22 protein-coding genes and 1 pseudogene are annotated in these 24,810 nt (G+C 71.1%); 17 read left to right on the top strand and 6 right to left on the bottom strand.

Annotated elements, in window-relative coordinates; all coding sequences use genetic code 11:
* Window positions 1-35 precede the first annotated feature (35 nt).
* Window positions 36-293, bottom strand: coding sequence for a hypothetical protein (locus tag ACLJN9_RS12270; protein WP_410811341.1), 258 nt, complete (start codon window positions 291-293; stop codon window positions 36-38).
* A gap of 29 nt (window positions 294-322) precedes the next feature.
* Between ACLJN9_RS12270 and ACLJN9_RS12265 the strand changes: the two genes are divergently transcribed.
* From ACLJN9_RS12265 to dusB, 4 genes are all read left to right on the top strand, one after another.
* Window positions 323-664 carry an antibiotic biosynthesis monooxygenase family protein gene (locus ACLJN9_RS12265; RefSeq protein WP_410811340.1) on the top strand — a complete coding sequence of 114 codons (342 nt, stop codon included), beginning with the start codon at window positions 323-325 and terminating at the stop codon, window positions 662-664.
* Window positions 665-688: 24 nt separating this feature from the next.
* The gene (locus ACLJN9_RS12260; protein ID WP_410811339.1) at window positions 689-1,168 is read left to right on the top strand and encodes a hypothetical protein; all 480 of its coding nucleotides are present in this window, start codon (window positions 689-691) and stop codon (window positions 1,166-1,168) included.
* Window positions 1,169-1,282: 114 nt separating this feature from the next.
* On the top strand, window positions 1,283-2,662 hold the full coding sequence (locus ACLJN9_RS12255; RefSeq protein ID WP_410811338.1) for a glycine--tRNA ligase: 1,380 nt from the start codon (window positions 1,283-1,285) through the stop codon (window positions 2,660-2,662).
* 64 nt (window positions 2,663-2,726) lie between these two features.
* The gene (gene dusB, locus ACLJN9_RS12250) at window positions 2,727-3,899 is read left to right on the top strand and encodes a tRNA dihydrouridine synthase DusB (RefSeq protein ID WP_410811337.1); all 1,173 of its coding nucleotides are present in this window, start codon (window positions 2,727-2,729) and stop codon (window positions 3,897-3,899) included.
* Between the two features lie 702 nt (window positions 3,900-4,601).
* Here the strand turns inward: dusB and ACLJN9_RS12245 are convergent.
* Together ACLJN9_RS12245 and ACLJN9_RS12240 are read right to left on the bottom strand one after the other, a co-directional pair.
* Window positions 4,602-5,261: a C39 family peptidase gene (locus ACLJN9_RS12245; RefSeq protein ID WP_410811336.1), complete on the bottom strand. Its 660-nt coding sequence runs from the start codon at window positions 5,259-5,261 to the stop codon at window positions 4,602-4,604.
* 440 nt (window positions 5,262-5,701) lie between these two features.
* A complete protein-coding gene (locus tag ACLJN9_RS12240) occupies window positions 5,702-7,366 on the bottom strand; it encodes a beta-N-acetylhexosaminidase (protein ID WP_410811455.1) in 1,665 nt (554 codons plus the stop codon).
* Between the two features lie 375 nt (window positions 7,367-7,741).
* Here ACLJN9_RS12240 and ppdK point away from each other — a divergent pair, with 375 nt between their 5' ends.
* Window positions 7,742-10,450, top strand: coding sequence for a pyruvate, phosphate dikinase (gene ppdK, locus ACLJN9_RS12235; RefSeq protein ID WP_410811335.1), 2,709 nt, complete (start codon window positions 7,742-7,744; stop codon window positions 10,448-10,450).
* Between the two features lie 58 nt (window positions 10,451-10,508).
* Here the strand turns inward: ppdK and ACLJN9_RS12230 are convergent, their stop codons facing one another.
* A complete protein-coding gene (locus ACLJN9_RS12230) occupies window positions 10,509-11,009 on the bottom strand; it encodes a roadblock/LC7 domain-containing protein (RefSeq protein ID WP_410811334.1) in 501 nt (166 codons plus the stop codon).
* A 253-nt stretch (window positions 11,010-11,262) separates the two neighbouring features.
* Between ACLJN9_RS12230 and ACLJN9_RS12225 the strand changes: the two genes are divergently transcribed.
* Genes ACLJN9_RS12225 through ACLJN9_RS12215 form a run of 3 tightly spaced genes read left to right on the top strand, consistent with a single transcriptional unit; the run spans window position 11,263 to window position 13,743 of the window.
* Entirely contained in the window at window positions 11,263-11,616 is a 354-nt protein-coding gene (locus ACLJN9_RS12225) for a VOC family protein (RefSeq protein ID WP_410811333.1), read from the top strand.
* Window positions 11,617-11,628: 12 nt separating this feature from the next.
* Entirely contained in the window at window positions 11,629-12,897 is a 1,269-nt protein-coding gene (locus ACLJN9_RS12220; RefSeq protein WP_410811332.1) for a deoxyguanosinetriphosphate triphosphohydrolase, read from the top strand.
* 15 nt (window positions 12,898-12,912) lie between these two features.
* Entirely contained in the window at window positions 12,913-13,743 is an 831-nt protein-coding gene (locus ACLJN9_RS12215; protein WP_410811331.1) for a siderophore-interacting protein, read from the top strand.
* A 7-nt stretch (window positions 13,744-13,750) separates the two neighbouring features.
* Here the strand turns inward: ACLJN9_RS12215 and ACLJN9_RS12210 are convergent, their stop codons facing one another.
* Window positions 13,751-14,959: a low temperature requirement protein A gene (locus ACLJN9_RS12210; protein ID WP_410811330.1), complete on the bottom strand. Its 1,209-nt coding sequence runs from the start codon at window positions 14,957-14,959 to the stop codon at window positions 13,751-13,753.
* Window positions 14,960-15,073: 114 nt separating this feature from the next.
* Here ACLJN9_RS12210 and dnaG point away from each other — a divergent pair.
* From dnaG to ACLJN9_RS12195, 3 genes and pseudogenes are all read left to right on the top strand, one after another.
* Window positions 15,074-16,976: pseudogene (dnaG, locus tag ACLJN9_RS12205) on the top strand (DNA primase).
* Complete coding sequence (locus ACLJN9_RS12200; RefSeq protein WP_410811329.1) at window positions 16,977-17,510, top strand: hypothetical protein; 534 nt, start codon at window positions 16,977-16,979, stop codon at window positions 17,508-17,510.
* A 103-nt stretch (window positions 17,511-17,613) separates the two neighbouring features.
* Complete coding sequence (locus ACLJN9_RS12195) at window positions 17,614-18,546, top strand: ABC transporter ATP-binding protein (RefSeq protein ID WP_410811328.1); 933 nt, start codon at window positions 17,614-17,616, stop codon at window positions 18,544-18,546.
* A gap of 79 nt (window positions 18,547-18,625) precedes the next feature.
* On the opposite strand, the gene ACLJN9_RS12190 is transcribed toward ACLJN9_RS12195, so the two are convergent.
* Window positions 18,626-18,853 (bottom strand): flavin reductase, encoded by a 228-nt coding sequence (locus tag ACLJN9_RS12190; RefSeq protein ID WP_410811327.1) that lies wholly within the window; start codon window positions 18,851-18,853, stop codon window positions 18,626-18,628.
* A 416-nt stretch (window positions 18,854-19,269) separates the two neighbouring features.
* On the opposite strand from ACLJN9_RS12190, the gene ACLJN9_RS12185 reads away from it, so the two are divergent.
* From ACLJN9_RS12185 to ACLJN9_RS12160, 6 genes are all read left to right on the top strand, one after another.
* Window positions 19,270-20,073: a helix-turn-helix domain-containing protein gene (locus ACLJN9_RS12185; RefSeq protein ID WP_410811326.1), complete on the top strand. Its 804-nt coding sequence runs from the start codon at window positions 19,270-19,272 to the stop codon at window positions 20,071-20,073.
* Window positions 20,064-20,255 carry a DUF397 domain-containing protein gene (locus tag ACLJN9_RS12180; protein WP_410811325.1) on the top strand — a complete coding sequence of 64 codons (192 nt, stop codon included), beginning with the start codon at window positions 20,064-20,066 and terminating at the stop codon, window positions 20,253-20,255. Before ACLJN9_RS12185 ends, ACLJN9_RS12180 begins: the two co-directional genes overlap by 10 nt.
* Window positions 20,256-20,469: 214 nt before the next feature.
* Complete coding sequence (locus ACLJN9_RS12175) at window positions 20,470-21,270, top strand: ABC transporter permease (protein WP_410811324.1); 801 nt, start codon at window positions 20,470-20,472, stop codon at window positions 21,268-21,270.
* Window positions 21,271-21,280: 10 nt separating this feature from the next.
* The gene (locus tag ACLJN9_RS12170; protein WP_410811323.1) at window positions 21,281-22,090 is read left to right on the top strand and encodes an ABC transporter permease; all 810 of its coding nucleotides are present in this window, start codon (window positions 21,281-21,283) and stop codon (window positions 22,088-22,090) included.
* A 65-nt stretch (window positions 22,091-22,155) separates the two neighbouring features.
* Window positions 22,156-23,169 carry a YihY/virulence factor BrkB family protein gene (locus ACLJN9_RS12165; protein ID WP_410811322.1) on the top strand — a complete coding sequence of 338 codons (1,014 nt, stop codon included), beginning with the start codon at window positions 22,156-22,158 and terminating at the stop codon, window positions 23,167-23,169.
* 259 nt (window positions 23,170-23,428) lie between these two features.
* Window positions 23,429-24,607 carry an ROK family protein gene (locus ACLJN9_RS12160; RefSeq protein WP_410811321.1) on the top strand — a complete coding sequence of 393 codons (1,179 nt, stop codon included), beginning with the start codon at window positions 23,429-23,431 and terminating at the stop codon, window positions 24,605-24,607.
* Window positions 24,608-24,810: the final 203 nt, after the last annotated feature.

Genomic DNA, 24,810 nt, shown 5'->3' with positions numbered 1-24,810 from the left:
AACGACAATGATTGTCAAAAACGCATGAGTGCATGTCAGAGCAGCTTCGCCAGACCCACTGCCACCAGCAGGGTCAGCATCAGCAGCCGGATCAGCCGGGTCTGCGTCGCCTGAACCGGCCAGGTGGTGGCCAACAGTGCGATCAGGCAGGCGGCGACGGCGAGCGTCAGCAGCCCACCGATCACCCCGGGCGTGAAGAACGCGACCAGCACCACCACCAGGGTGAGCAGGAACACCGATGTCGGGTTCGCCCCGGCCAACCGAGCCAGCAGAGGGCGCTGCGTACGCTGCATCCCACAGACTCTACGAGGAGGAACCCCCGGTGCTGGTGACCAACCGGTTCGTGGTCGACGTCGATGTCGCCGAGGACTTCACCGAGCGGGCACACGCCGCCCTCACCGCGCTGGCCGCCCGACCCGGCTACCTGCGCGGCCAGCTGGTCCGTGCCCTCGACGACCCCCGGTACTGGTCCCTGGTCACCGAGTGGGAGTCGGTCGGCACCTACCGCCGGGCGCTGGGCGCCTTCGAGGTGAAGGTGAGCGCCGTGCCGTTGCTCGCCGAGTCGGTCGACGAGCCGTCCGCGTACGAGGCCCTGGCCAATGCGGCGCCCGGCGGGGCCGTCGTCGTCGCCGAGAGTGATCGGGCTGCTGGTCCTTACCGCTGAGCCGTCGGGCACTACCCTGCTCCTATGACCGCACCCGCCCCGCCGCCCGGTCCCGGTGTGGCTCCGCCGTTCGCCGCGCCGCCCACCGAGGGCCGCCGGACCCGGCTCTGGATCGGCCTCGGCGTCGGCGCGCTCGCCGTGCTGCTCTGCTGTGGCGGAGGCGGCGCGGCCGTGGTCGGCCTGGCCGTCAGCGGTGTCCAGGCGATCCGGGAACAGGCCCGCACCGTGACCAGCGACTACTACCAGGCGTTGGTCGAGCGGAACTACGGGCGGGCCTACGAGCAGCTCTGCGACGACGCGCAGCGGCGCGAGTCCCGCCCCGAGTTCGAACGGCGGGCAGCCGCCGAGCCGCAGGTCACCGCATTCCGGCTGGGTGAGGTGGACACCACCACCCTGAGCGTGCCGGTCGACGTGACCCTCGACGGTGGCGACCGGGAGCAGCAGCAGGTCAGCCTGGAGCAGGACGGCCAGACCGGGGGCGTGGAGGTCTGCGGGGTGAGCTGACCCGCCACCGGTATTCTGCTGGGCTCGGGGCGGCGGTGGTCGTACCGTTGTCCCGAACCGACCGTTCCATCCACAACTCGCCCCCGCCGACCGCCAGCCGGCGTAGGAGGAAACATGCCAGCCGACCGTATCGACGCCGTCGTCAGCCTCGCCAAGCGCCGAGGCTTCGTCTTCCCCTCCAGCGAGATCTATGGAGGCACCCGATCGGCGTGGGACTACGGTCCGCTCGGCGTGGAGCTGAAGGAGAACGTCCGCCGGCAGTGGTGGAAGACCATGGTCCAGCAGCGCGACGACGTGGTCGGCCTCGACTCCGCCGTCATCCTGGCCCGCAAGGTGTGGGAGGCGTCCGGCCACATCGCCGAGTTCGTCGACCCGCTCACCGAGTGCCAGTTCTGCCACAAGCGTTTCCGGGCCGACCACCTCGAAGAGGCGTACGCCGAGAAGCACGGCAGGCCGTTGACCTCGCTCGCCGAGCTGAACTGCCCCAACTGCGGCAACAAGGGCACCTTCACCGAGCCGAAGATGTTCAACGGCCTCATGAAGACCTACCTCGGCCCGGTGGAGAGCGACGAGGGGCTGCACTATCTGCGGCCGGAGACCGCGCAGGGCATCTTCGTGAACTACAAGAACGTCGAGACGGTCGCCCGCAAGAAGCCGCCCTTCGGCATCGCGCAGACCGGCAAGTCGTTCCGCAACGAGATCACCCCGGGTAACTTCATCTTCCGGACCCGCGAGTTCGAGCAGATGGAGATGGAGTTCTTCGTCGAGCCGGGCACCGACGAGCAGTGGCACGACTACTGGCTCCAGGAGCGCTGGAACTGGTACCTCGACCTCGGCCTGTCGGCAGACAATCTGCGCCTCTTCGAGCACCCCAAGGACAAGCTCTCGCACTACTCGAAGCGGACGGTGGACATTGAGTACCGCTTCCAGTTCGGCGGCACCGAGTTCGCCGAGCTGGAGGGTGTCGCCAACCGCACCGACTTCGACCTCTCCACGCACAGCAAGCACTCCGGCGTCGACCTGTCGTACTTCGACCAGACCAAGAGCGAGCGCTGGATGCCGTACGTCATCGAGCCGGCCGCGGGTCTGACCCGCGCGGTGCTCGCCTTCCTGCTCGAGGCGTACGACGAGGACGAGGCCCCGAACACCAAGGGCGGCGTGGACAAGCGGACCGTGATGCGGTTCGACCCGCGACTCGCCCCGGTCAAGGTGGCGGTGCTGCCGCTGTCCCGCAACGAGGCGCTGTCGCCGAAGGCCAAGGACCTCGCGACTCTGCTGCGCAAGCGCTGGGTCGTCGAGTTCGACGACTCGCAGGCGATCGGCCGCCGCTACCGCCGGCAGGACGAGATCGGCACCCCGTTCTGCGTGACTGTCGACTTCGACACGTTGGACGACAACGCCGTGACGGTGCGCAACCGTGACACCATGGTCCAGGAGCGCGTCCCCCTGGACCAGGTCGAGCGCTATCTGATCGAACGCCTCCCCGGCTGCTGAGACGCTGCGCACGGGGCCTCGGCCGACGCGGAGAGCGTCGGTCGGGGCCCCGTACACTTGTCCGGTGACTGCCTCGCCCGTGCCTGCGCTGCGTCCGTTGACTCTCGGGCCGTACCAGGTGTGGCCGCCGGTGGTGCTCGCGCCGATGGCCGGGATCACCAACGTCGGGTTCCGCCGGCTCTGCCGGGAGCAGGGCGGCGGCATCTACGTCTGCGAGATGATCACCACCCGGGCCCTGGTCGAACGGAACCCGAAGACGCTGCACATGATCAGGTTCGGTGAGGACGAGAAGCCGCGCAGCCTCCAGCTCTACGGCACCGATCCGGAGATCACCGCCGCGGCCGTGCGGATCGTCGTCGAGCGCGACCTGGCCGATCACATCGACCTCAACTTCGGCTGCCCGGTGCCCAAGGTGACCCGGCGTGGCGGCGGCGCGGCGTTGCCGTGGCGACGCCGGCTCTTCGCCCGGCTGGTGCGGGCCGCGGTCGACGCCGCGGCACCGGCCGGGGTGCCGGTCACCGTGAAGATGCGCAAGGGCATCGACGACGACCACCTGACGTACGTCGAAGCCGGGCTCGCCGCCCAGGACGCCGGCGTGGCCACGGTGGCCCTGCACGGGCGGACGGCCGCGCAGCGCTACTCGGGCACCGCCGACTGGGACGCCATCGCCACCCTCAAGCAGGCCCTCGACGTGCCGGTGCTCGGTAACGGCGACATCTGGGAGGCCGACGACGCGCTGCGGATGGTGGCGCACACCGGGGTCGACGGCGTGGTGGTCGGCCGTGGCTGCCTGGGCCGGCCGTGGCTCTTCGCCGACCTGGAGGCCGCCTTCAACGGTCGGTCGGAGCGGCGGCTGCCCACGCTCGGCGAGGTGGCGGTGGCCATGCGTCGGCACGCCGAGTTGCTGGTCGACCAGTTCGTGGCGGGCGCACGTAACCCGGCACGCGGTGAGCGGGATGGCTGCACCGACTTCCGCAAGCACGTCGCCTGGTATCTCAAGGGCTTTCCGGTCGGCGGCGAGCTGCGCCGCTCGCTGGCGATGATCGAGAGCCTGGCTCAACTCGACGATCTGCTCGGCAAGCTCGACCCGGCGGAGCCGTTCCCGGAGGCCACCCTGGGCCAACCGCGCGGCCGTACGAACTCTCCGGGCAAGGTCTCCCTGCCGGACGGCTGGCTGGCCAGCCGCGACGACGACGTCGTCCCCGAGGGCGCGGAGATGGACGACTCCGGCGGCTGACCCCTCGCCAGGCACCACGCGATCGGCTGCGGCACCTGTGGTGCCTGTCGAGCGCCGTCGCGCCGCGTCGCGAACCGACAGACGGAACCTGCGCCGGCTCCCACCAGGGGAGTCGTCCTCCTCGGTCTCCGGTGCGGGCAGCAAGGTTGGCACGCTTTGGAGCTGATGTCGTAAACGAATCGTGGGCGGGTGTCGGCGGGCCGGACCTGTCCCCGACCGGACCTGTCCCCGACCGGACCTGTCCCCGACCGGACCTGTCCCCGACCGGACCTGTTCGCGGCCGGGCCCTTTCACGGGCCGGACTCTCTCGCGGGCCGAACCCTTCCGCGGCCGGCCGGCCGGCCGGCCGGCCGGTCGGCCGGCCGGCCGGCTGCGGCGCTGCACCGACTCGTTTACGACATCAGCTCCAAAGGGGCGGCGAGGCATGCGCCCACCCCGCACTGCCCGGTCCGGCCTGGCCTGGCACCGCCCGGTCCCACCCGGCCTGGCCTGGCACCGCCCGGTCCCACCCGGCCTGGCCTGGCACCGCCCGGTCCCACCCGGCCTGGCTTGGCCTTGGCTTGGCCCGGCACAATTCGTCCTACCCGGAGCCGTTCGGCCCGACCCGGCTCGGGTTCGACACGGACCGGGTACCGCGTGGCTCTTCAGGCATGGCGAAGGGCCGACCCCGTGGGGTCGGCCCTTCGTGGTGCTTGATGCGGGTCAGGAGGCGGAGTAACCGCGGGTGGCGATCCAGTCGGCCAGGTGGTCCACGCTGATCCAGTAGGAGGCCATGTTCGGGTCGGCGGAGTCGGCGATCTTCACCGTCTCGCCGCCGTCACGGTAGCCCACGACGCTGATGTAGTGGCCACCCTCGAAGGAGTGGACGCCGCCATCGACGTCGGTGGTGGTGCCGGCGATGTTCGCGACCACGGCACGACCGTCGTCGACCGTGCGGACGATGTCGCCGCTCAGCTTGCCGGTCTGCTTGTCGTCGGCCGACGCGCTGCTGATCTCCACGCTGTGGTACGCGTCCTTCTTGCCGGTCTCCTTGTTCAGGACCGGGGTGATGTCGTTGATGCTGTTGGTGCCGTCCTCGGTGGTGCCCATCTCCTTGGCCATGTCGTCCACGTTGATGTTCTTGCCCTGGACGCTCAGGGCGTTACGGGTGGCGGCGGGGCCGCAGTAGTAGAAGTTCGGCTGAGCCTCGTACCGGACGCTGAGCTCCCGGTCCCCACGGCCCTTGCGGTCGGTCTGGGTCTGGGTGGCGGGCTTGGCGTCGGAGGCGGCGTAGGCGGCGGTCACGGGACCGGCGATGGCACCACCGGTGAATGCGAGCCCAGCAGCGGTGAGCGCGGTCTTACGAATCAGATCGGTACGCATGATGGCGTGCTCCTCTGCCTCGGGGGATATGCACGGCAGCGTCCTCGGGGGGCGGCGCGGCCGCACGGACGTACAGGGGAAAAGTCCAACGGGACGCACCCGGCGATCCGGGGGGACCTGCTCGGGCGTCCGGGGGTGTAACCAACGCGGCCCGGCGGGTGTTCCCGGCGGCTGCCTCGACCACCCGGGCCGGAGAGCGGTGGTGGTATGCCAGGTATAACGCCCCGGCCCCGCCTCCGATTCCGCCGCGCGGGTGGCCTCGACCACGGGACGTCCGCGCCCGAACGGCCCAGAGCACACGCCCAGACCCACCCAAACCGGACATCTGAACCCCGCGCCCGAACCTTCGCGCACCGACGCCACCCAACCCCACCGCACCCGCTCCGTGCCCACGGCAGGACAGAGGCAGGTGCTGGCGTATCGGGCGTACCGCGCGTTTGTTAGGGGTTGTCCGTTCGTGACACGTGGGCGCGGTTCGGGCCGGTCTGGATGGGGATGCGACGCGGTGTTGGCCTGGTCCCGTCGGCCTGGTTGACGGGCCAGGGGATCTCGGGCGCGGGGTGGAACGCGATGCCGGCCGCGGCCCAGCGCGGCCCGTGGCCGGCGAGACGGTCGCGGAACCCGGCCCAGCCGTGTGTCGCCCGGGGCGACCAGCCAAGCTCCGCGATGGCGGGCAGTCTAGGCAGGAGCATGACCTCGATGTCGGCCAGCGAGGTGATCGATTCGGTCCAGAGCGGGGCTTCCACGCCGAGCACGGCCGCCTCGGGGACGCCCGTCACGTGTGCACCGGGATCCCACTCGTACGCGCGTCGCACGTCGATCAGGCCGGCCCAGTCCTGACCGAGCGGGGTGTCCGGGGCGTACTTCATGTCCAGGTAGGCGTGATTGCCGGGGGAGAGGATCAGCCGGGCGCCCCGTTGTACCGCGTCGAGGGTGGCCGGGTCCTCGCCATCCGTGCCCCACCACTGGAGCACCCGCCCCTCGGCGTGCGCGGCCGGGGCGAGCTGGTGCCAGCCGACGACGGTCCTACCCGTTCGAGCGACCAGCCGTTGCACCCGCTCGACGAAACCGGTGTAGACCCCACCCTTGACCTTGAACGCCTCGTCGCCGCCGATGTGCAGCCACGGCCCGGGAGTGAGCGCGGCCACCTCACCCAGGACGTCGGCGATGAAGTCGTACGTCCGCTCATTGGCCGGGTCGACGTAGCTGAAGCCGACCTCGGTGTCGGTGTACGGCGGCGGCGCGACCTTGTCCGGGGCCAGCTCCGGGTACGCGACCAGCGCGGCGTTGGTGTGGCCGGGAAGGTCGACCTCCGGAACCACGGTGATGTGCCGGGCGGCGGCGTAGGAGACGATCCTTCGGTAGTCGGCCTTGGTGTAGTGCCCGCCGGGTCCGTTACCGACCTCGGTGGCACCGCCGACGGTGGCCAGCCGTGGCCAGGAGTCGACGGCGATCCGCCAGCCCTGGTCGTCGGTGAGGTGCAGGTGCAGGTGGTTGAGCTTGTACCGGGCCAGGTGGTCGACGACCCGCAGGACGTCCTCGACGGCGAAGAAGTGTCGCGCCACGTCGAGCATCGCGCCCCGATACGGGAAACGCGGCTGGTCGGTGATCGAGCCGCCGGGCAGCAGCCAGTGTTCGCCGACCGGGGCCGGGCTCTCGATTGCCGGTGGCAGCAGTTGACGCAGGGTCTGGACGCCGTAGAAGAGACCGGCGGCGGTGACCGCGGTGATGGTGACCCCGGCCCGGGTCACGACGAGGCGGTACCCCTCGGTGCCCAGCCCGGCGTCGTCGGTCAGGACCAGCGCGATACCGCCGGACGCCGCCGGTCGGGCGACACCGGTCACCGGCAGCGGAAAGCCGGTAGCCGGGCGCAGTAGCTCGCCGAGCCGTTCGGCGACCGCCAGCGCGGGGGCGTCGGCGGTGGCCACGATGACCGCGTCGGCCGTCAGCAGCCAGTCCTCGGACGGGTCCGGCAGGACCCGCTGCGGGGCGGGCACGACCTCGGCCAGACGGGCCGGCGCCGGCGGGGCGAGAAGCTCGGCGGCCGCCTGCTCGGCCACCCGGGCCAGCGTTGCCGCGTCCGGTTCGCGGGTCGGCAGCGGGATCGGGCCGGTGGACCCGGCCGCGGGGGAAACGGCGGGTCCGGGGGAGGGGGTGGTCGACACGACGGCGGCTCCGGAGGGTGTATTCGCGTCAGTTATGGCAAAAGTGAGTTTCACCGACTGCGTTGCCGTCAAGCGTACGGCGACAGGTCAGGATGCGTATTCGTGCGCGTGGAAGCGTTTCCAAAAACCGGTATGAACACGGATAGTCGTGATGACTGTGCCTATTGTCACCGAACAACCCCAGTCCACTCGATGGTCGCTTAGCCTTCGCCCACCGAACGGCGGCAGCGTCCGGATTACCGGCGGCTCACCCCGGGGTATGAGAGCAACTGAACCTTCGTTAAGTGTCAGTTCCGGCGCGCGTGGGAGGCTCTGGTGGCAGCGCAAGAGACCGTCGATCACAAGTACGTCTATGACTTCTCCGAGGGCAACAAGGACCTCAAGGATCTGCTCGGCGGTAAGGGCGCGAACCTCGCCGAGATGACCAACCTCGGTCTGCCGGTGCCCCCCGGCTTCACCATCACCACCGGGGCCTGCCAGGCGTACCTCGCGACCGGCCGGCAGCCGGACGGGCTCGCCGGTCAGATCGAGGCGCACCTGGAGTCGCTGGAGCGCGCCATGGGCAAGCGCCTCGGTGACCCGCGGGACCCGCTGCTGGTGTCGGTCCGCTCGGGCGCCAAGTTCTCCATGCCCGGCATGATGGAGACCGTCCTCAACGTCGGCCTCAACGACCAGAGCGTGGTCGGTCTCTCCGCCCAGGCCGGCGGCAACGACCGGTTCGCCTGGGACTCCTACCGCCGCCTCATCCAGATGTTCGGCAAGACCGTCTGCGAGGTGCCCGGCGAGGAGTTCGAGCACGCCCTCGACGACGCCAAGCGTGCCAAGGGCACCCACAACGACCTCGACCTGGACGCCGACGACCTGCGCGGGCTGGTCGACGCGTACAAGAAGATCTTTGTGAAGCACACCGGTCGGGAGTTCCCGCAGCAGCCCCGCGAACAGCTCGACCTGGCCATCGGGGCGGTGTTCGAGTCGTGGAACGCCGAGCGCGCGGTGCTCTACCGCCGCCAGGAGCGGATCCCGGCCGACCTCGGCACCGCGGTCAACGTGGTGACCATGGTCTTCGGCAACCTCGGCCCGGACTCCGGCACCGGCGTCGCGTTCACCCGCGACCCGGCCAGCGGCGCGCAGGGCATCTACGGCGACTACCTGGCCAACGCCCAGGGTGAGGACGTCGTCGCGGGCATCCGCAACACCGTGCCGTTGCAGGAGTTGGAGCAGCTCGACAAGTCCTCCTACGACGAGTTGCTCGGCATCATGGCCCGGCTGGAGGAGCACTACAAGGACCTCTGCGACATCGAGTTCACCATCGAACGCGGCAAGCTCTGGATGCTGCAGACGCGGGTCGGCAAGCGCACCGCCGCCGCCGCGTTCGTCATCGCCGGGCAGCTCGTCGACGAGGGCCTCATCGACCTGGACGAGGCGCTGCACCGGGTCAACGGCGCGCAGCTGGCCCAGCTGATGTTTCCCCGCTTCCAGCTCGACCACGAGTTCCAGCCGGTCGCCACGGGCATCGGCGCCTCGCCGGGTGCGGCCTCCGGCACGGTGGTCTTCACCTCCGCCCGTGCCGTCGAGCTGGCCGCCGAGGGTCAGTCGGTGATCCTGGTTCGCCGGGAGACCAATCCGGACGACCTGACCGGCATGATCGCCGCCAAGGGGATCCTCACCTCGCGCGGCGGTAAGACCAGCCATGCCGCGGTGGTGGCCCGGGGAATGGGCAAGACCTGCGTCTCCGGCGCGGACGACATCGAGGTGAACGTGCCGGCGAAGCGGTTCACCGTGGCCGGGCAGACCGTGGTCGAGGGCGACGTCGTCTCCATCGACGGCACCACCGGCAAGGTGTACCTGGGTGAGGTGCCGGTCATGCCGTCGGAGGTGGTGCAGTACTTCGAGGGCAGCCTCGACCCCGCGCACATCGACAACGCGCTGGTCCGGGCCGTACACCGGATCATGACGCACGCCGACGGCCGGCGGCGGCTCGCGGTCCGGACGAACGCCGACACCGGCGCGGACGCCGCGCGGGCCCGGCGTTTCGGCGCCGAGGGCATCGGCCTCTGCCGCACCGAGCACATGTTCCTCGGCGACCGGCGCGAGCTGGTAGAGCGACTCATCCTGGCCCGGGCCGAGGGTGAGCGCGAGGAGGCGTTGGCGGCGCTGCTGCCGTTGCAGCGCGCCGACTTCGAGGAGATCTTCCGCGAGATGGACGGCCTGCCGGTCACCGTCCGGCTGATCGACCCGCCGCTGCACGAGTTCCTACCGCCGCTGGAGCAGCTCGCAGTCAACGTCGCGGTCGCGCAGGAGCGCGGCGAGGACGTGGCCAAGGAGGAGGCTCTGCTCGCCGCCGTCCGGCGGATGCACGAGGAGAACCCGATGCTCGGGCTGCGGGGGGTTCGTCTCGGCCTGGTCATTCCCGGCCTGTTCGCCATGCAGGTCCGGGCCATCGCCGAGGCGGCGGTCACCTGCGCCCGCGGCGGTGGGACGGCCAAGCCGGAGATCATGGTGCCGCTGGTCGGTGCCGTGCAGGAGTTGGAGACGGTCCGCGCCGAGGCCGAGAAGATCATTGTCGAGGTGGTCGGGGACAGCGGGGTCGAGGTGCTGATCGGCACCATGATCGAGGTGCCCCGGGCCGCGCTGACCGCCGGGCAGATCGCCGAGGCGGCCGAGTTCTTCTCCTTCGGCACCAACGACCTGACCCAGATGGGCTGGGGCTTCTCCCGGGACGACGTCGAGGGCGCGTTCTTCTGGCGCTACCTCGAACTGGGCATCTTCGGCATCTCGCCGTTCGAGTCGATCGACCGGGACGGCGTGGGCCGGTTGGTGCGGATCGCCGCGGAGGAGGGCCGGGCCGCCCGGCCGGGGCTGAAGCTCGGCGTCTGCGGCGAGCACGGCGGCGACCCCGACTCGGTGCACTTCTTCCACGAGGTCGGCCTGGACTATGTGTCCTGCTCGCCGTTCCGCGTGCCGGTGGCCCGGCTGGAGGCCGGCCGGGCGGTGGTGGAGACCGGCGGCTCGGACAGCCGCTGACGACACCGGCGTACGCCGGCGGTGGGCTTGCGGCTCGCCGCCGGCGCCGGCCGACCCGTCAGATCGGCGGGCGACGCCAGGTCGGTCGGGCCGAGCGGCGCAGTTGCGTCGGCAGGGTCGCCATCGGGGTACGCACGGCCAGCGGCGCATGCGCGTCCGGAAACGAGGTGGCGCCGATCCCGCCACCTCGAAGGTCCACTACCGAGCCCGCCCGGCGGGCCACGGCACGGGCCTCCTCGTGCAGCGCTTCCAGGTCCTCCGCCGGCGACACGGTGACCAGGGTCAGCAGGGCCGTGCGCCCGGCCGGATAGGTGACCACGCAACCGGCGGTCGTGCGGACGACCGACTCCCGGAACTCACCACGCCGGACGGTGTCGGCCACCCGGTGGCCGAGCCCGAAGCTGGCTGCGGCGAGAGCGGCGAGATGGGTGGCATCGGTGCTGGGCAGATCGCTGGAGATGAGCAGCCCGTCGGTGCCGGCGAGGACCGTGCCGGCTATCTCGGGTCGGCGGCGGCGCAGCCCGCGTAGTTCCGTTCCCACCACCGTGTCTGCGTCCACGAGATTCTCCCCTTACCGGTCGGGCTCCGCGTGTCGGTCGGCTGGTCACGTTCCGCGCTGGGAACGCTACCGGCGGCCACCTGCGCCCGCGAGCCCATAACCCTCAGCGATCGGTCGACAACTCCAGGCCGATCGGCGGTTGTGGGCCGATCGTCGATGCGTCGTGGGCAGGTCGAGTAGCTGCGGCGGGCGTAATCTTGGCTCGCTCGCACACCGCCGATTGCGCACGCCGCCGAGGGGGAAGGGTGACCGCATGACCAGCGTCTGGGAGAACCTGACCGTCGATGCCCGCGATCCGGCCCGACTGGCCCGCTGGTGGGCCGAGGCGCTCGGCTATCAGATCACCACCGAGAGGCCGGACGAGGTCGAGATCCGCCAGTCCGCCGATCGGCTGCCCGGTCTGGTCTTCGTGCCGGTGTCCGCCAACAAGGAGCGTAAGAACCGGCTGCACCTCGATCTGCGCCCCGCCGACCAGGAGGCCGAGGTCGAGCGGCTGGTCGACATGGGTGCCCGGCACGTCGACGTCGGCCAGCGCGACGTGGAGTGGACGGTGCTGGCCGATCCGGAGGGCAACGAGTTCTGCGTCCTGCGCCCGAAGCGGGGCTAGGCGGGTGACCGGTTGACCGCGTCGCGGTCCTTCGCCGCGGACGCCAGGCTGGTCGAGGAGCCGCCCAAGGACACCGGTCACCGCCGGTCACCGTACGAGCGTGACCGCGCCCGGGTGCTGCACTCGGCCGCGTTCCGCCGGTTGGCCACCAAGACCCAGGTGCACACCGCCGGCACCGACGACTTCCTGCGTACCCGGCTGACCCACTCGCTGGAGGTGGCCCAGATCGCCCGGGAGATGGGCGCCCGGTTGGGCTGCGACCCGGACGTGGTGGACGTCGCCGGGCTCGCCCACGACCTCGGGCACCCGCCGTTCGGGCACAACGGCGAGGCTGCGCTGGACCTGCTCGCCGCGCCGTGCGGCGGCTTCGAGGGCAACGCGCAGACGCTGCGGGTGCTGACCCGACTGGAGGCGAAGGTGCTCGCCCCGGACGGCTCGTCCGCCGGGCTGAACCTGACCCGCGCGTCACTCGACGCGATCGGCAAGTATCCCTGGTTGCGCCGGGAGGGGCAGCGCAAGTTCGGGGTGTACGCCGACGACGCCGACGTCTTCGGCTGGATCCGGGCGGGTGCGCCGGGCGACCGGCGCTGCCTGGAGGCGCAGGTGATGGACTGGGCCGACGACGTCGCGTACTCGGTGCACGACGTGGAGGACGGCATCCACGGCGGGTACGTCACTCTGCGCCCGTTGCTCGACGACGCCGACGAACGGGCCGCCCTCTGCGCCGACGTGGCCGCCGCCTACTCCGGGGAGTCCCCGGGCGACCTGGCCGGGGTGCTGGTCGAGGTGCTGGCCGACCCGCTGCTCGCCCCACTCGTCTCCTACGACGGCAGCCACCGCGCGCAGGCGGCGCTGAAGGCCACCACCAGTGGGTTGACCGGCCGCTTCGTCTCGGCGGCGGTGGCCGCCACCGAGCAGCGGTACGGCCCCGGCCCGCACCGCCGCTACGCCGCCGACCTGGTGGTGCCGCGCCTGGTCCGGGCGCACTGCGCCCTGCTCAAGGGCATCGCGCTGCGCTACGTGATGCGCCGCTCCGGCTTCCGGGGCCGCTACGAGCGGCAGCGGGCGATGCTGGCCGAGTTGGTGGCCGCGCTGATCCGGCGGGCGCCCGACGGGCTCGACCCGGTCTTCGCCCCGCTCTGGCGGTCCGCGCCGGACGACGGCGCCCGGCTGCGGGTCGTGATCGACCAGGTTGCCTCGCTCACCGACCCTGCGGCGGTGACCTGGCACACCCGCCTGGTCGTCGGCGGCGGACCGCCGGCGGACAGCCGTGGAGCTTAGGTTAGCCTAAGTGGCATGACGGAACGCCCCAGGAACGTCACCTCGGTCCGGGTGCTGCGCACCGAGCGACCCACCCCGCATCTGATCCGGCTCGTCCTCGGCGGGGACGAGCTGGCCGGCCTGCCGGTCGGCGAGTTCACCGACCACTACGTCAAGCTGGTCTTCGCACAGCCCGGCGTCGTGTACCCGCAACCGCTGGACCTCGCCGAGATCCGCCGTGACCTGCCTCGGGAGCAGTGGCCTCGGCTGCGCGCGTACACCGTGCGGCACTGGGATCCGCTGGCCGGGGAGCTGACCGTGGACGTGGTGCACCACGGCGACGAGGGGCTGGCCGGCCCGTGGGCCGCCGCGCTGCGTCCGGGCGACCCGGTGCACTTCGTCGGCCCCGGTGGGGCGTACGCCCCGAGCCCGGACGCGGACTGGCACCTGCTGGTCGGCGACGAGAGCGCGTTGCCGGCGATCGCCGCGGCCCTGGAGCGGCTGCCGCTGGGCGCCCCGGCCCATGTCTTCGTGGAGATCGCCGACCCGGCGGAGGAGCAGAAGCTGCTCAGCCCGGGTGCGGTCCAGCTCACCTGGCTGCACCGCGGTGCGCGTCCGGTGGGTGCCGCGCTGGTGACGGCGGTACGGGACCTGGAGTTCCCGCCGGGCCAGGTGCACGCCTTCGTCCACGGCGAGGCGACCTTCGTCCGGGAACTGCGCCGGCTGCTGCGCGCCGAGCGGGGCGTGCCCGCCGAGCGGCTCTCCATCTCCGGCTACTGGCGACGCGGCATGGACGACGAGGGGTGGCGCTCCACCAAGGCCGACTGGAACCGGCAGGTGGCGGCCGAGGAGCCCGCCCCCGCCTGAGCACGCTTCAACCCCCGGTCCGCCGGTCCCACTCCTCGCGAACCGCGGCGAGTCGTCGGTTGAGCAGTACGGCGTACCCGACGATCGCCGCGGCGAGCAGCAACAACAGCACCCGGGCCTCGCGGACCGTCACGCCGATCAGGCTGACCGAGATCACCCCGTAGGCGGTGATCGCCAGCCGGGCCGCGCTTGGCCGGGCGGCGAGCATGAACAGTCCCAGCCCACACACCACCCACACCACCACCGAGGCGGCCAGCAGCAGCCGCAGCTCCAGCGGCAGGCGGCTCGCGCCACGGTCGAGCAGGCGGACCGCCTGCCCGAGCGACCAGCCGAGCAGCAGCAGCGCTCCGCCGAGCGGGATGTGCAGATAGGTGTACGCCTGTCCGCCACGCAGACGGGTCGTCGCAAGGTTGACGGTGACGAAGGTGGTGTAGACCCACCAGACGGCGGCCGGCACCACGAAGGCCAACCCGGCGGTGACGATCATGTACGGGCGGGGATGGTCCGGCACCGCGAAGAGCAGACTGGCCAGCGCGCTGCCCAGCACGATGATGGTGAACTGGCCGACCCGTTCCGGCAGGTGCCGGCTGTCCACCGGCCACTGCTCCAGCCGGCGTCGGCCGACCCAGGGCGTGGCCAGCTCGATGACCATCGCGGCGCTCCACAGCAGGGGACGGAGCGCGGGCGGTACGGCCAGCGAGACCAGCCAGATCAGCCAGCCCAGCCCGAACCCGACCAGGTAGACCGAGGTCACCGTGCGGGCCCTCGGGCTGGTCGGCCGAGCCCGCAGGTAGAGCAGGAGCAGCACACCCCGGACGATCAGGTAGCCGACCGGCAGCAGCGCGCTCTCCGGCACCTCGTCCACGCCGAGCGTCATCGCGCCGGCACCGACCAGGGCGACCAGCACCAGCAGCCGGTGCGTCAGGTCGTCCGGGTCGAACCGGGTGTCGTAGTAGAGCTGCCCCAGCCAGGCCCACTGGACCACCAGGAACAGCCCGCACACGGCCAGCACGGCGGTCGGCGACGGGGTGGGGTCACTGCCCAGCCGGGCCACCACCGCCGCCAGCGCGTACACGAAGATGACGTCCAGGAACAGTTCCAGCCAGGTGGCATGGCGGTGCCCGGCCTCGTCGGTCAGCGGAGCCGGCCCGCGTACGCCCAGCCGGCCGGCCAGCCATCCGGGCAGCCCGGCACCGACGGTCCGTACCCTCCGCATCTGGTCATGGTCCCCGCGCCGGCCCGGCTCCCGGGCGTGAACCCGCGAGCCGGGAGCGGTGGCCGCCACACCCGGCGTGCCCCGGCCGGCGTGCCGACCGTCGCGCAGGGCAGGATGTACGCCGAGGGGGTGGCGCATGGCTGGGCGGATCCGGGACGAGGACATCGCACTGGTCCGGGAACGCACCTCGATCGGGGATGTGATCTCCGAGACGGTCACCCTGAGGTCCGCCGGCGGCGGCAATCTCAAGGGCCTGTGCCCGTTCCACGACGAGAAGAGCCCGTCGTTCAACGTCTCCCCGGCCCGCAACGTCTGGTACTGCTTCGGCTGCGGGGCCGGCGGCGACGCGATCAAGTTCCTGATGGACGCCGACCACCTCAGTTTCGTCGAGTCCGTCGAGCGGCTGGCCGGCCGCGCCGGCATCCAGCTGCGCTACGTGGAGGACGACAGGAGCACCCCGCGCCCCCGACCGCAGCAGGGCCAGCGTCAGCGTCTGGTTGCCGCGCACGCCGCCGCGGTCGAGTTCTACCGGGCGCAGCTCAGCACCGCCGGGGCCCGCCCGGCGCGGGAGTTCCTCGCCCAGCGCGGCTTCGACCGGGCCGCCGCCGAGCGGTACGGCTGCGGCTTCGCGCCGGAGGGCTGGGACTTGCTCACCAAGCACCTGCGCCAGCAGGGCTTCACCCACCAGGAGCTGGTCACCGCCGGGCTGTCCCGGGAGGCGCGCTCCGGCTCGCTGATCGACCGGTTCCGTCGCCGGCTGCTCTGGCCGATCCGCGACCTCGCCGGTGACGTGATCGGGTTCGGCGCGCGCAAGCTCTTCGACGACGACGACGGCCCGAAATACCTGAACACCCCCGAGACCCCGATCTACAAGAAGTCGCACGTGCTCTACGGCATCGACCAGGCCAAGCGGGAGATCGCCAAGCAGGGCCGGGCGGTGATCGTCGAGGGCTACACCGACGTGATGGCCTGCCACCTGGCCGGGGTGACCACGGCGGTGGCGACCTGCGGCACCGCGTTCGGCGCCGACCACATCGGGGTGCTGCGACGGCTCCTACTGGACACCGACTCGGTGGCCGGCGAGATCATCTTCACCTTCGACGGGGACGCGGCCGGGCAGAAGGCAGCGCTGCGCGCCTTCTCCGACGACCAGCGCTTCGTGGGCCGTACGTTCATCGCGGTCTCCCCCGACAACATGGACCCGTGCGACCTGCGACTGGCCAAGGGTGACCTGGCGGTGCGTGACCTGGTGGCCCGCCGCGAGCCGCTTGTCGACTTCGCGCTGCGGCACGTGATCAGCCGCTACGACCTGGACACCGTCGACGGCCGGGTCGAGGCGATGCGCGCGGCCGCGCCGCTGGTCGCGCAACTCAAGGACCGGGAGAAGCGTCCCGAGTACGTCCGCAAGCTCGCCATGGACCTCGGCATGGAGATCGAGCCGGTGCAGCGGGCGGTGCTCACCGCCGCCAACGCCCCACCGCCCGGCGCCCGGGACGCCGCACCCGCCGCCCGGCCCGCGCCCAGGAGTCCCGAGCCGGCTCCGGACAGCCCCCAGTCGATGGTCGAGCGGGAGGCGTTGAAGCTCGCCCTCCAGCAGCCGGTGCTGGCCGGCCCGATGTTCGACGCCGTCGAGGCCACCGAATACCGGCACCCGGTGCACGTGTCGGTGCGCGCGGCCATCGCGTCGGCTGGTGGGGCCGCGTCGGCGACCGGTGGCGCCGTCTGGATCGAGTCGGCCCGCGACGCCTGCGACGACCTGGCGTCGGCGGCGCTGGTCGGCGAGCTGTCGGTGGAGCCGCTACGGATCGACGGCGAACCGGACCCGCGGTACGTGTCGATCACGATGGCCCGGGTGCAGTTCGGGTCGGTGACGGCCCGGATCCGTGACCTCAAGTCACGGATCCAACGGATCAACCCGGTCAACAACAAGGACGAGTACTTCGCCGCCTTCGGTGAGCTGCTGTCGTTGGAGCAGCACGCCCGGGCGCTGCGCGAGCAGGCCGCAGGAGGGCTGTAGATGGGGCTGTTCAGCCGTAAGCCGAAGCTACCCCCGGCCGACCGGCCGCCACTGGCCGCCGACGAGCGGGTGCTGGCGTGGGCGGCGGCGGGCAACGGTGAGGGTGACGGGGTGGTGGTGGCCACCAACCTCGGCCTGTGGCTGCCCGGTCGTGGCCACCGGCTCGGCTGGCACGACATCCTCAAGGCGGTCTGGTCCGGCCGGGAGTTGACCGTCACGCCCGCCGAGACCCTCGCCGAGCGCGACGGGTACACGGCGGTCGTCGACGGCACCGCCGAGACGTACCTGCTGCTCGACCCGGGGGAGCTGCCACACCAGGTGCGGGCGCGGGTGACCCGCTCGGTCGCGTACACCGACCACCAGCCGGTGCCCGGCGGCGCGGCACGGGTCGCGGCCCGGCGGGCGCCCGGAGTGGACGGTCTGACCTGGACGGTCCGCCTCGACCCCGGCACCCCTCCCGACGACGAGCCGTTGCTAGCCGAAACCGACCGCCTGGTCGCGGCGGCCCGCGCCGCCACCGCCGCGCCGATCTAGGGCATATTGCTGCCAGTCGATCGCCAGCAACGACGATATGCCCTAGATCGACGATTCGGGCGCGGGGGCGGGGGATGTCGGTGGGGGCCGCTAGGGTCGGGCGGTGACTTCGGGGCGACCACTGATTCAGGCTCGCGGGCTGGTGAAGCGGTTCGGTGACTTCACCGCCGTGGACGGCATCGACGTCGAGGTGCGCTCGGGTGAGGCGTTCGGCTTCCTCGGGCCCAACGGCGCCGGCAAGTCCTCCACCATGCGGATGGTCGGCTGCACCTCCCCGCCGAGCGGGGGCGAGCTGCGCATTCTCGGGATGGACCCGGTCCGCGACGGGCCGGCCATCCGGGCTCGGCTCGGTGTCTGCCCACAGTTGGACAACCTCGACCCGGAGCTGACGGTCCGGGAGAACCTGACCGTCTATGCCCGCTACTTCGGCATCTCGCGTCGGGTGGCCCGGGAGCGGGCGGCCGAGCTGCTGGACTTCGTCCAGCTCAGCGAGCGGGCCGACAGCAAGGTCGAGCCGCTCTCCGGCGGAATGAAGCGCCGGTTGACCATTGCCCGCGCGCTGGTCAACGAGCCCGACATCGTGCTGCTCGACGAGCCGACCACCGGGCTCGACCCGCAGGCCCGGCACCTGGTCTGGGAGCGGCTGTTCCGGCTGAAGCAGCAGGGCGTCACGCTCGTGCTCACGACGCACTACATGGATGAGGCCGAGCAGCTCTGCGACCGGCTGGTGGTGATGGACGGCGGTCGCATCGTCGCCGAGGGCTCCCCGCGGGCGCTGATCGAGCAGCACTCCACCCGCGAGGTGGTCGAGCTGCGCTTCGCCGCCGAGTCGCAGGAGCCGTTCGCCAGCAAGCTCGACGGGCTGGGGGAGCGGGTCGAGGTGCTGCCCGATCGCATCCTGCTCTACGTGGCCGACGGCGACGCGGCAGTCGCCGAGGTCTCCAGGCTGGGGCTCAGCCCGGCCAACGTGCTCGTGCGACGCAGCGGTCTGGAAGACGTCTTCCTGCATCTGACCGGCCGCACCCTGGTCGACTGACGAGACTCCGGCCGATCGTTGGCAGTTCAGGCACAACCATCGCGGCGTGTCACACCGGTGAGCTGACAACGATCGCCGCTCATCGGGCTCTGGCCCAGGTGATGAAGCGTTCGGTCAACCGATCCTGGCCGGCGAGGTCCCCGGCCGCCTCGGCGAACAGCGTGGCGAGGTAGATGAGCAGGCCGGTCCGATTCTCGCGATACTCGCCGAGCAGCGCCAGACGAGCCGGAGAGCAGGGCCACGCGGCACCGCAGACCCGGCAGCGCCAGGAAGGGCGCGCCGCCACGTGCGGGTGGTAGCGGGGCATCAGAATCCTCCCCGGGTCTGAGCTGGCCAGCGGCCCCCGTTCGCCCGCCACTGTTGCGCCCGGGTCAGTCGGCCTGGGCGGCCCGGGCCGTCGGACGGGAAGACCTCGGTGGGGGCGGTCGCCCAGGTTGGCCGCTCGTTCGGAGTACGCCGAGCGAGCGCGGCGGGTGGTGCGGGGCGGCGGCGTCGCCAGAACCTGAGTCGCACGGATACCTCCGTCGGATGGGGAGGGAGCGCCCCGAACCTCGTTGTTACGGGACGCTCCCGGCCTGGTTCCGCCCGCCGTCCGATCCCGTGAGCGGTCCCGCTGCGTGACAGTCTGCTGAGACCCCGACTACGGTGGGAGATCACGCGCGCCGACGAACAGCGCGTACGCCGACCGGCCCAGCGCGGTACGAGGAAGTACGGAGGATGTCCGTGGAGAGTTCGTCCATGCTGGAGCACTTCGCAGAGGAGCTGCGGTTGGCCCGCGCCGCCAGTGGCATGTCCCAGGCTGCGCTGGCCGAGGCGTTGAGCTATTCCGGGGCGCTGGTCGCCAAGGTGGAGACCTCCGAGCGTCGGCCGAGCCTGGATTTCGCCCGCCGGTGTGACGCCGTGTTCACGGTCGACGGGCGGTTCGAACGCATCCAGCGGCGGATCAGCCGGGAGGCAGTGGTGCCGTGGTTCCGCGACTGGGCCGGCGTCGAGCAGGAGACGACGGCGCTCCGTTGGTTCGAGCCGCTCTACGTGCCGGGCCTGGTGCAGACCGAGGGCTACGCCCGCGCCATCCTGGCCGGTGCCGGGCTCTTCGCGGCGGACGAGATCGAGCAGCAGGTGGCCGCCAGGCTCGACCGCCAGGGCGTGCTCACCCGGGACCGACCGCCGCTGCTCAGCGTGGTCGTCGACGAGTACGCGCTGCGCCGCCACGTCGGCGGGCCGGAGGTGATGAGAGAGCAACTGCGCCACCTGGTGAAGGTCGGCTCGGCGCTACCCCGGGTGCGAATCCAGGTCGTGCCACTCTCCGCCGGTGCGTACGCTGGCCTCGATGGTCCCTTCGTGATCGCCACCGCATCCAGCGGGGAGGATGTCGTCTACCTCGACGGGCAGCGCCACGGCCAGGTGATCGACCGGGCCGAGTACGTGCGGCAGATGGTCGAGGTGTGGGAGTCGATCCGTGGTGAGGCACTATCGCAGCAGCAGTCCCTCGACCTGATCGCGGAAGTGGCGGAGACATGGAGTTGACCGGCGCCCGGTGGCGCAAGAGCACCCGCAGCAACGGCAGCGGCGGCGCCTGCGTGGAAGTCGCCGACAACCTTCCCGGGTTGGTGGCCGTCCGCGACTCCAAGGACCCGACCGGCCCGGTGCTGACCTTTGCGGCCGACGCCTGGCGCGCGTTCGTAAGGTCGGACTCCATCCGTCGGTAGTGTCCCCGACGGCATCCGCCTGTCGCCCCGACCCGCACGAAGATCCGCTTGGCTTTATCAGGGTCGGGGTGAGGCGGGCACCTCGACATCCAGGAAGCTGAGTTGATCAGCAGGGCGAACCCGGGCGAGCCGCCGTAGGGCGACCGGCGGCCTGTCGTACCCCTCGGGTAGGAATGGCGGTGGGTGCGGGCGCGATGTGGCGGGGGTGGTCGTGGTGAGCGTGGCGGGATCGGAGCGGGCTGGGCCAGCGTTGCCACGGGTGCCGGCGCTCGCCGTGTTCGAATATTTTTTGGTCGGCTACCGGCGCACCTGGCGGGCCGGGGTGTTCTCCTCGTTCCTGCTGCCGGTGCTGACCGTGCTCGGCTTCGGGCTGGGCGTCGGTGCGTACGTCGACCAGGGCGTCGGTGGGGTGTCCTACCTCGACTGGCTGGTCCCCGGGCTGATCGCCTCGACCGCCCTCCAGGTGACCGTGGGCGACTCGACCTGGCCGGTGTTCAGCAACTTCCAGTGGATCAAGACTTATTTCGCGCAGGGCGCGGCGCCGCTGCGGGTGGCCGACATCCTGGCCGGGCACCTGGCCTTCGTGCTGTTCCGGGTGCTCAGCACGATCGCGGCGTTCCTGCTGGTCACCGGGTTGTTGGGTGCTCTGCGCTCGCCGTGGGCGGTGGCCACCCTGCCGGTGGTGACACTGCTCGGGCTGGCCGTGGCGGCGCCGACGTTCGCGTACGCCGCGTCGGTGTCCAGCGACAGTTGGCTGGCGATGCTCTTCCGGTTCGCGGTCATTCCGATGACGCTGTTCGCCGGGGTGTTCTTTCCGGTCGAGTCGCTGCCCGACGCGCTTCGCTGGCTGGCGTACGTGACGCCCCTCTGGCACGCCGTCGACCTCTGCCGCGCGGCCACGCTCGGCGTCGCCCCACAGTGGTCGATCGTCGGGCACCTGCTCTACCTGGCGGCCTGGGCGTTCGCCGGCTGGCTGCTGGCGCTGCGCACGTTCCGGCGCAGGCTCGTCGTCTAGGGAGGATGTCGTGGTCACGCTGATCCTGCCTCGTCTGCTCGACGTCTCCGCCGCGTCCCGGCGGTCGGCGTCGGTGGTCGAGCGCAACGTCGCGGCGCTGAAGTCGGTCTACTGGCTGCTGCTGCTCTCCGGCTTCGTGGAGCCGCTGCTCTACCTGCTCTCCATCGGGGTGGGCGTCGGCACGCTGGTCGGCGACCTGCCGCTGCCGGGCGGGCGGCTGGTCTCGTACGCCGAGTTCGTGGCCCCGGCGATGCTGGCCTCCTCCGCGATGACCGGCGCGCTCTCGGAGACCACCTTCAACTTCTTCGGCAAGATGAAATACATGAAGCTGTACGACGGGGTGATCGCCACCCCGGTACGGCCGTTCGAGATCGCCCTCGGTGAGCTGGGCTGGGCGATGCTGCGGGGCAGCGCCTACTCGGCGGCGTTCCTCGGTGTGATGATCGCGCTGGGCCTGACCTCGGTGCCTCGGGCGCTGACGGCCCTCCCGGCGGCCGTACTGGTCGGCTTCGCGTTCGGCGCGCTCGGCATGGCGCTCTCCACCTTCATGCGCAGCTGGCAGGATTTCGACCTGATGGGCTCCGCCCAGTTCACGCTCTTCCTCTTCTCCGGCACGTTCGTGCCGGCGCAGGCCTATCCGACCCTGCTGCACTGGCTGGTCGAGGTCACTCCGCTCTACCGGTCGGTGCACCTGATCCGTGGGGTCGCGTTGGGCGTCGGCGGTTGGTCGTGGCTGCTCGACGTGCTCTACCTGCTGGCGATGATGGCCCTCGGGCTGCTGGTCGCCTCGCGACGAATGGGCAGGTTGCTGTACGCATAGTGGGTTATTCGTCACCGTCATCTGGGCATGTTCGCTGGTGACACCGCCAACGATGAGGAGGGGCCATGGCCCCCGACGAGACTTCCACCCAGCGTGACCCGGCGAAAGCGCCGGTCGGCCCCGATGCCGGGCCGGACAGCCCCGCCGACCTTCCCGGCAGCAGCTGGAAGGCGGCTCTGCGTCGGACGGTCAGCGAGTTCCAGGACGACAGCCTGACCGACTGGGCGGCAGCGCTGACCTACTACGGGGTGCTGTCCATCTTCCCCGGCCTCCTGGTGCTGATCTCCATCCTCGGCCTGCTCGGCACGAGCGCCACCGATGGTGTCAAGGACACCGTCAACCAGGCGGTGACCAACGATACGGTCCAAACGATCATCAGCGATGCGATCAAGCAGGCACAGGAGAGCGGCGGGCTGGCCAGCATCGCGGCGATCATCGGTCTACTGGCCGCCTTCTGGTCCGCGTCCGGCTACGTCGCGGCGTTCATGCGCGCCTCGAACACCATCTACGACGTGCCGGAGGGGCGGCCGATCTGGAAGACGCTGCCGATCCGGGTCGGGGTGACCGCGGTGATCGGCCTGCTGCTGCTGGCCAGTGCCGTGATCGTGGTCTTCACCGGTCGCCTCGCCGAGATCGTCGGCAACGCGATCGGGGTCGGTTCGACGGCGGTCACGGTGTGGAACATCGCCAAGTGGCCGGTCCTGCTCCTCATGGTCAGCCTGATGTTCGCCATCCTCTACTGGGCTTCGCCGAACGCACGGCACGGCGGCTTCCGCTGGGTCAGCCCGGGCGGCGTGCTGGCCGTGGTGCTCTGGCTGGTGATCTCCGGCCTGTTCGCCCTGTACGTGAGCAACTTCGGCTCCTACAACAAGACCTACGGCGCGCTGGCCGGGGTGATCGTCTTCTTGATCTGGCTCTGGCTGACCAACATCGCGATCCTGCTGGGCGCGGAGTTCGACGCCGAGCTGGAGCGCAGTCGGGCCATCGCGGCCGGCCACTCGGTCGACGACGAGCCGTACGTCGAGCTGCGCGACGACCGCAAGCTCAAGAAGAAGCGGAAGCCTGCCGACGGCCACTGACCTGTCCCACGAGCCGCCCCGCCATCCGGAAACGGGAGGCGGGGCGGTCTGGTGTCCGGGAGCGGTACGCCGCGCGAGCGGACGTGGGCGGCCGGTGATCCTTTTCTTGATCGACTAGTAGCTTTTGTTCTTTCGGACAAAAGTTGGGAACAGAACGGCTGAAGCTCTGGACAGGCGGTACGGAACGCTCCTACTGTGTCGGACACAACACATCGGCATTGCGTCGATGTGAACGACGCCGATGAAGAGGTGAGTCCCGGTGCGGACCGTCGACCCCCTGCACGTTCGACTGTTGCGGTTGCTCCGCGACGAGGGGGCCGTGTCCCGGGCCGAGCTGGGTGACCGGCTCCAGATGCCGCGCCCGCGCCTGCTGGCCGAGCTGGATCGCCTGGTCGCGCTGGGCTATGTCGCCGAGGCGGGGCTCGCCGCCTCCCGGGGTGGGCGTCGGTCCACGCTGGTCGAGCTGAACCCGAAGCTGCGCTTCGCCGCCGTCGATCTCGGTGCCAGCTCGATGGACGTCGAGGTGGTCAACGGCCGCCTCGAACCGGTCGCCCACTACGCCGAGCCGGCCGACATCCGCAACGGACCGAAGGTGACCCTGCAACGGGTCAACGAGCTGCTGCACAAGGCCCGGGTCGACGGCGCGTACGAGCGGCTGGACGCGGTGGGCATCGGAGTGCCCGGCCCGGTCAGCTTCCGCGACGGCGTCCCGGTCTCACCGCCGATCATGCCGGGCTGGGACCGGTTCCCGGTGCGCGAGCTGCTGAGCCGGGAGCACGGCTGCCCGGCGGTGGTCGACAACGACGTCAACATCATGGCGATCGGCGAACGTCACGGCGGGGTCGCCCACTCGGTGGACGACTTCCTCTTCGTGAAGATCGGCACCGGAATAGGGTGTGGCATCTACCTCACCGGCGAGGTCTACCGGGGCACCGATGGCTGCGCCGGCGACATCGGCCACATCCAGGTCGACGCGCACGGTCCGATGTGCTCCTGCGGCAACGTCGGCTGCCTGGAGGCTCTGTTCAGTGGAGCCGCATTGGCCAAGGAAGCCATCACCGCCGCCCGCAGCGGAGTATCGCCGGCGCTGGCCGAGCGGCTGGCCCTGCGCGGCGCGGTGACCGCGCTCGATGTCGCCGAGGGTGCCGTCGAGGGCGACGTCACCTGCATCCAGCTGATCCGCGACGGCGGACGGCGGGTCGGCGGGGTCCTCGCCGGCCTGGTCAGCTTCACCAACCCGTCGATGATCGTGATCGGTGGCGGGCTGGCCCAGCTCGGGCACATCCTGCTCGCCGAGATCCGCAGCGTGGTCTACCGCCGGTCGCTGCCACTGGCCACCGGCAACCTGCCCGTCGTGCTGTCCGAGCTCGGCGGTCGTGCGGGCGTCGCCGGCGCGGCCGTGCTCGCCAGCGACGTCGCCTTCGCGGAGGCGTCATGAGGCCGCAGTCGCGAACAAGGGCTGGCACCGTGAGCGCGAGGAGTGAGCCGGTTCTGCGAGCCCCGCAGTCGCGAACAAGGGCTGGCACCGTGCGGCCGCAGTCGCTGACCGAACAACCGTCGTGAGCGAGGAGGAGACCGTGGCCCTGCCCGAGGACAGCCCCGCCACCGCGTCGGCCGAGGCCGTCGCCGAGGCGCCGCTGG

The organism is Micromonospora sp. 067-2 (genome assembly GCF_046549295.1).
Lineage (GTDB): Bacteria > Actinomycetota > Actinomycetes > Mycobacteriales > Micromonosporaceae > Micromonospora.
The sequence above is the reverse complement of the archived record's forward strand: the minus strand, read 5'-3'. Positions and strand labels throughout refer to the sequence as shown.

Excerpts from the sequence above, each read along its gene's own strand:
- ACLJN9_RS12270 (WP_410811341.1), bottom strand. The coding sequence starts at position 293 with ATGCAGCGTACGCAGCGCCCTCTGCTGGCTCGGTTGGCCGGGGCGAAC.
- ACLJN9_RS12260 (WP_410811339.1), top strand. The coding sequence starts at position 689 with ATGACCGCACCCGCCCCGCCGCCCGGTCCCGGTGTGGCTCCGCCGTTC.
- ACLJN9_RS12255 (WP_410811338.1), top strand. The coding sequence starts at position 1,283 with ATGCCAGCCGACCGTATCGACGCCGTCGTCAGCCTCGCCAAGCGCCGA.
- ACLJN9_RS12245 (WP_410811336.1), bottom strand. The coding sequence starts at position 5,261 with ATGCGTACCGATCTGATTCGTAAGACCGCGCTCACCGCTGCTGGGCTC.
- ACLJN9_RS12225 (WP_410811333.1), top strand. The coding sequence starts at position 11,263 with ATGACCAGCGTCTGGGAGAACCTGACCGTCGATGCCCGCGATCCGGCC.
- ACLJN9_RS12215 (WP_410811331.1), top strand. The coding sequence starts at position 12,913 with ATGACGGAACGCCCCAGGAACGTCACCTCGGTCCGGGTGCTGCGCACC.
- ACLJN9_RS12210 (WP_410811330.1), bottom strand. The coding sequence starts at position 14,959 with ATGCGGAGGGTACGGACCGTCGGTGCCGGGCTGCCCGGATGGCTGGCC.
- ACLJN9_RS12200 (WP_410811329.1), top strand. The coding sequence starts at position 16,977 with ATGGGGCTGTTCAGCCGTAAGCCGAAGCTACCCCCGGCCGACCGGCCG.
- ACLJN9_RS12190 (WP_410811327.1), bottom strand. The coding sequence starts at position 18,853 with ATGCCCCGCTACCACCCGCACGTGGCGGCGCGCCCTTCCTGGCGCTGC.
- ACLJN9_RS12180 (WP_410811325.1), top strand. The coding sequence starts at position 20,064 with ATGGAGTTGACCGGCGCCCGGTGGCGCAAGAGCACCCGCAGCAACGGC.
- ACLJN9_RS12165 (WP_410811322.1), top strand. The coding sequence starts at position 22,156 with ATGGCCCCCGACGAGACTTCCACCCAGCGTGACCCGGCGAAAGCGCCG.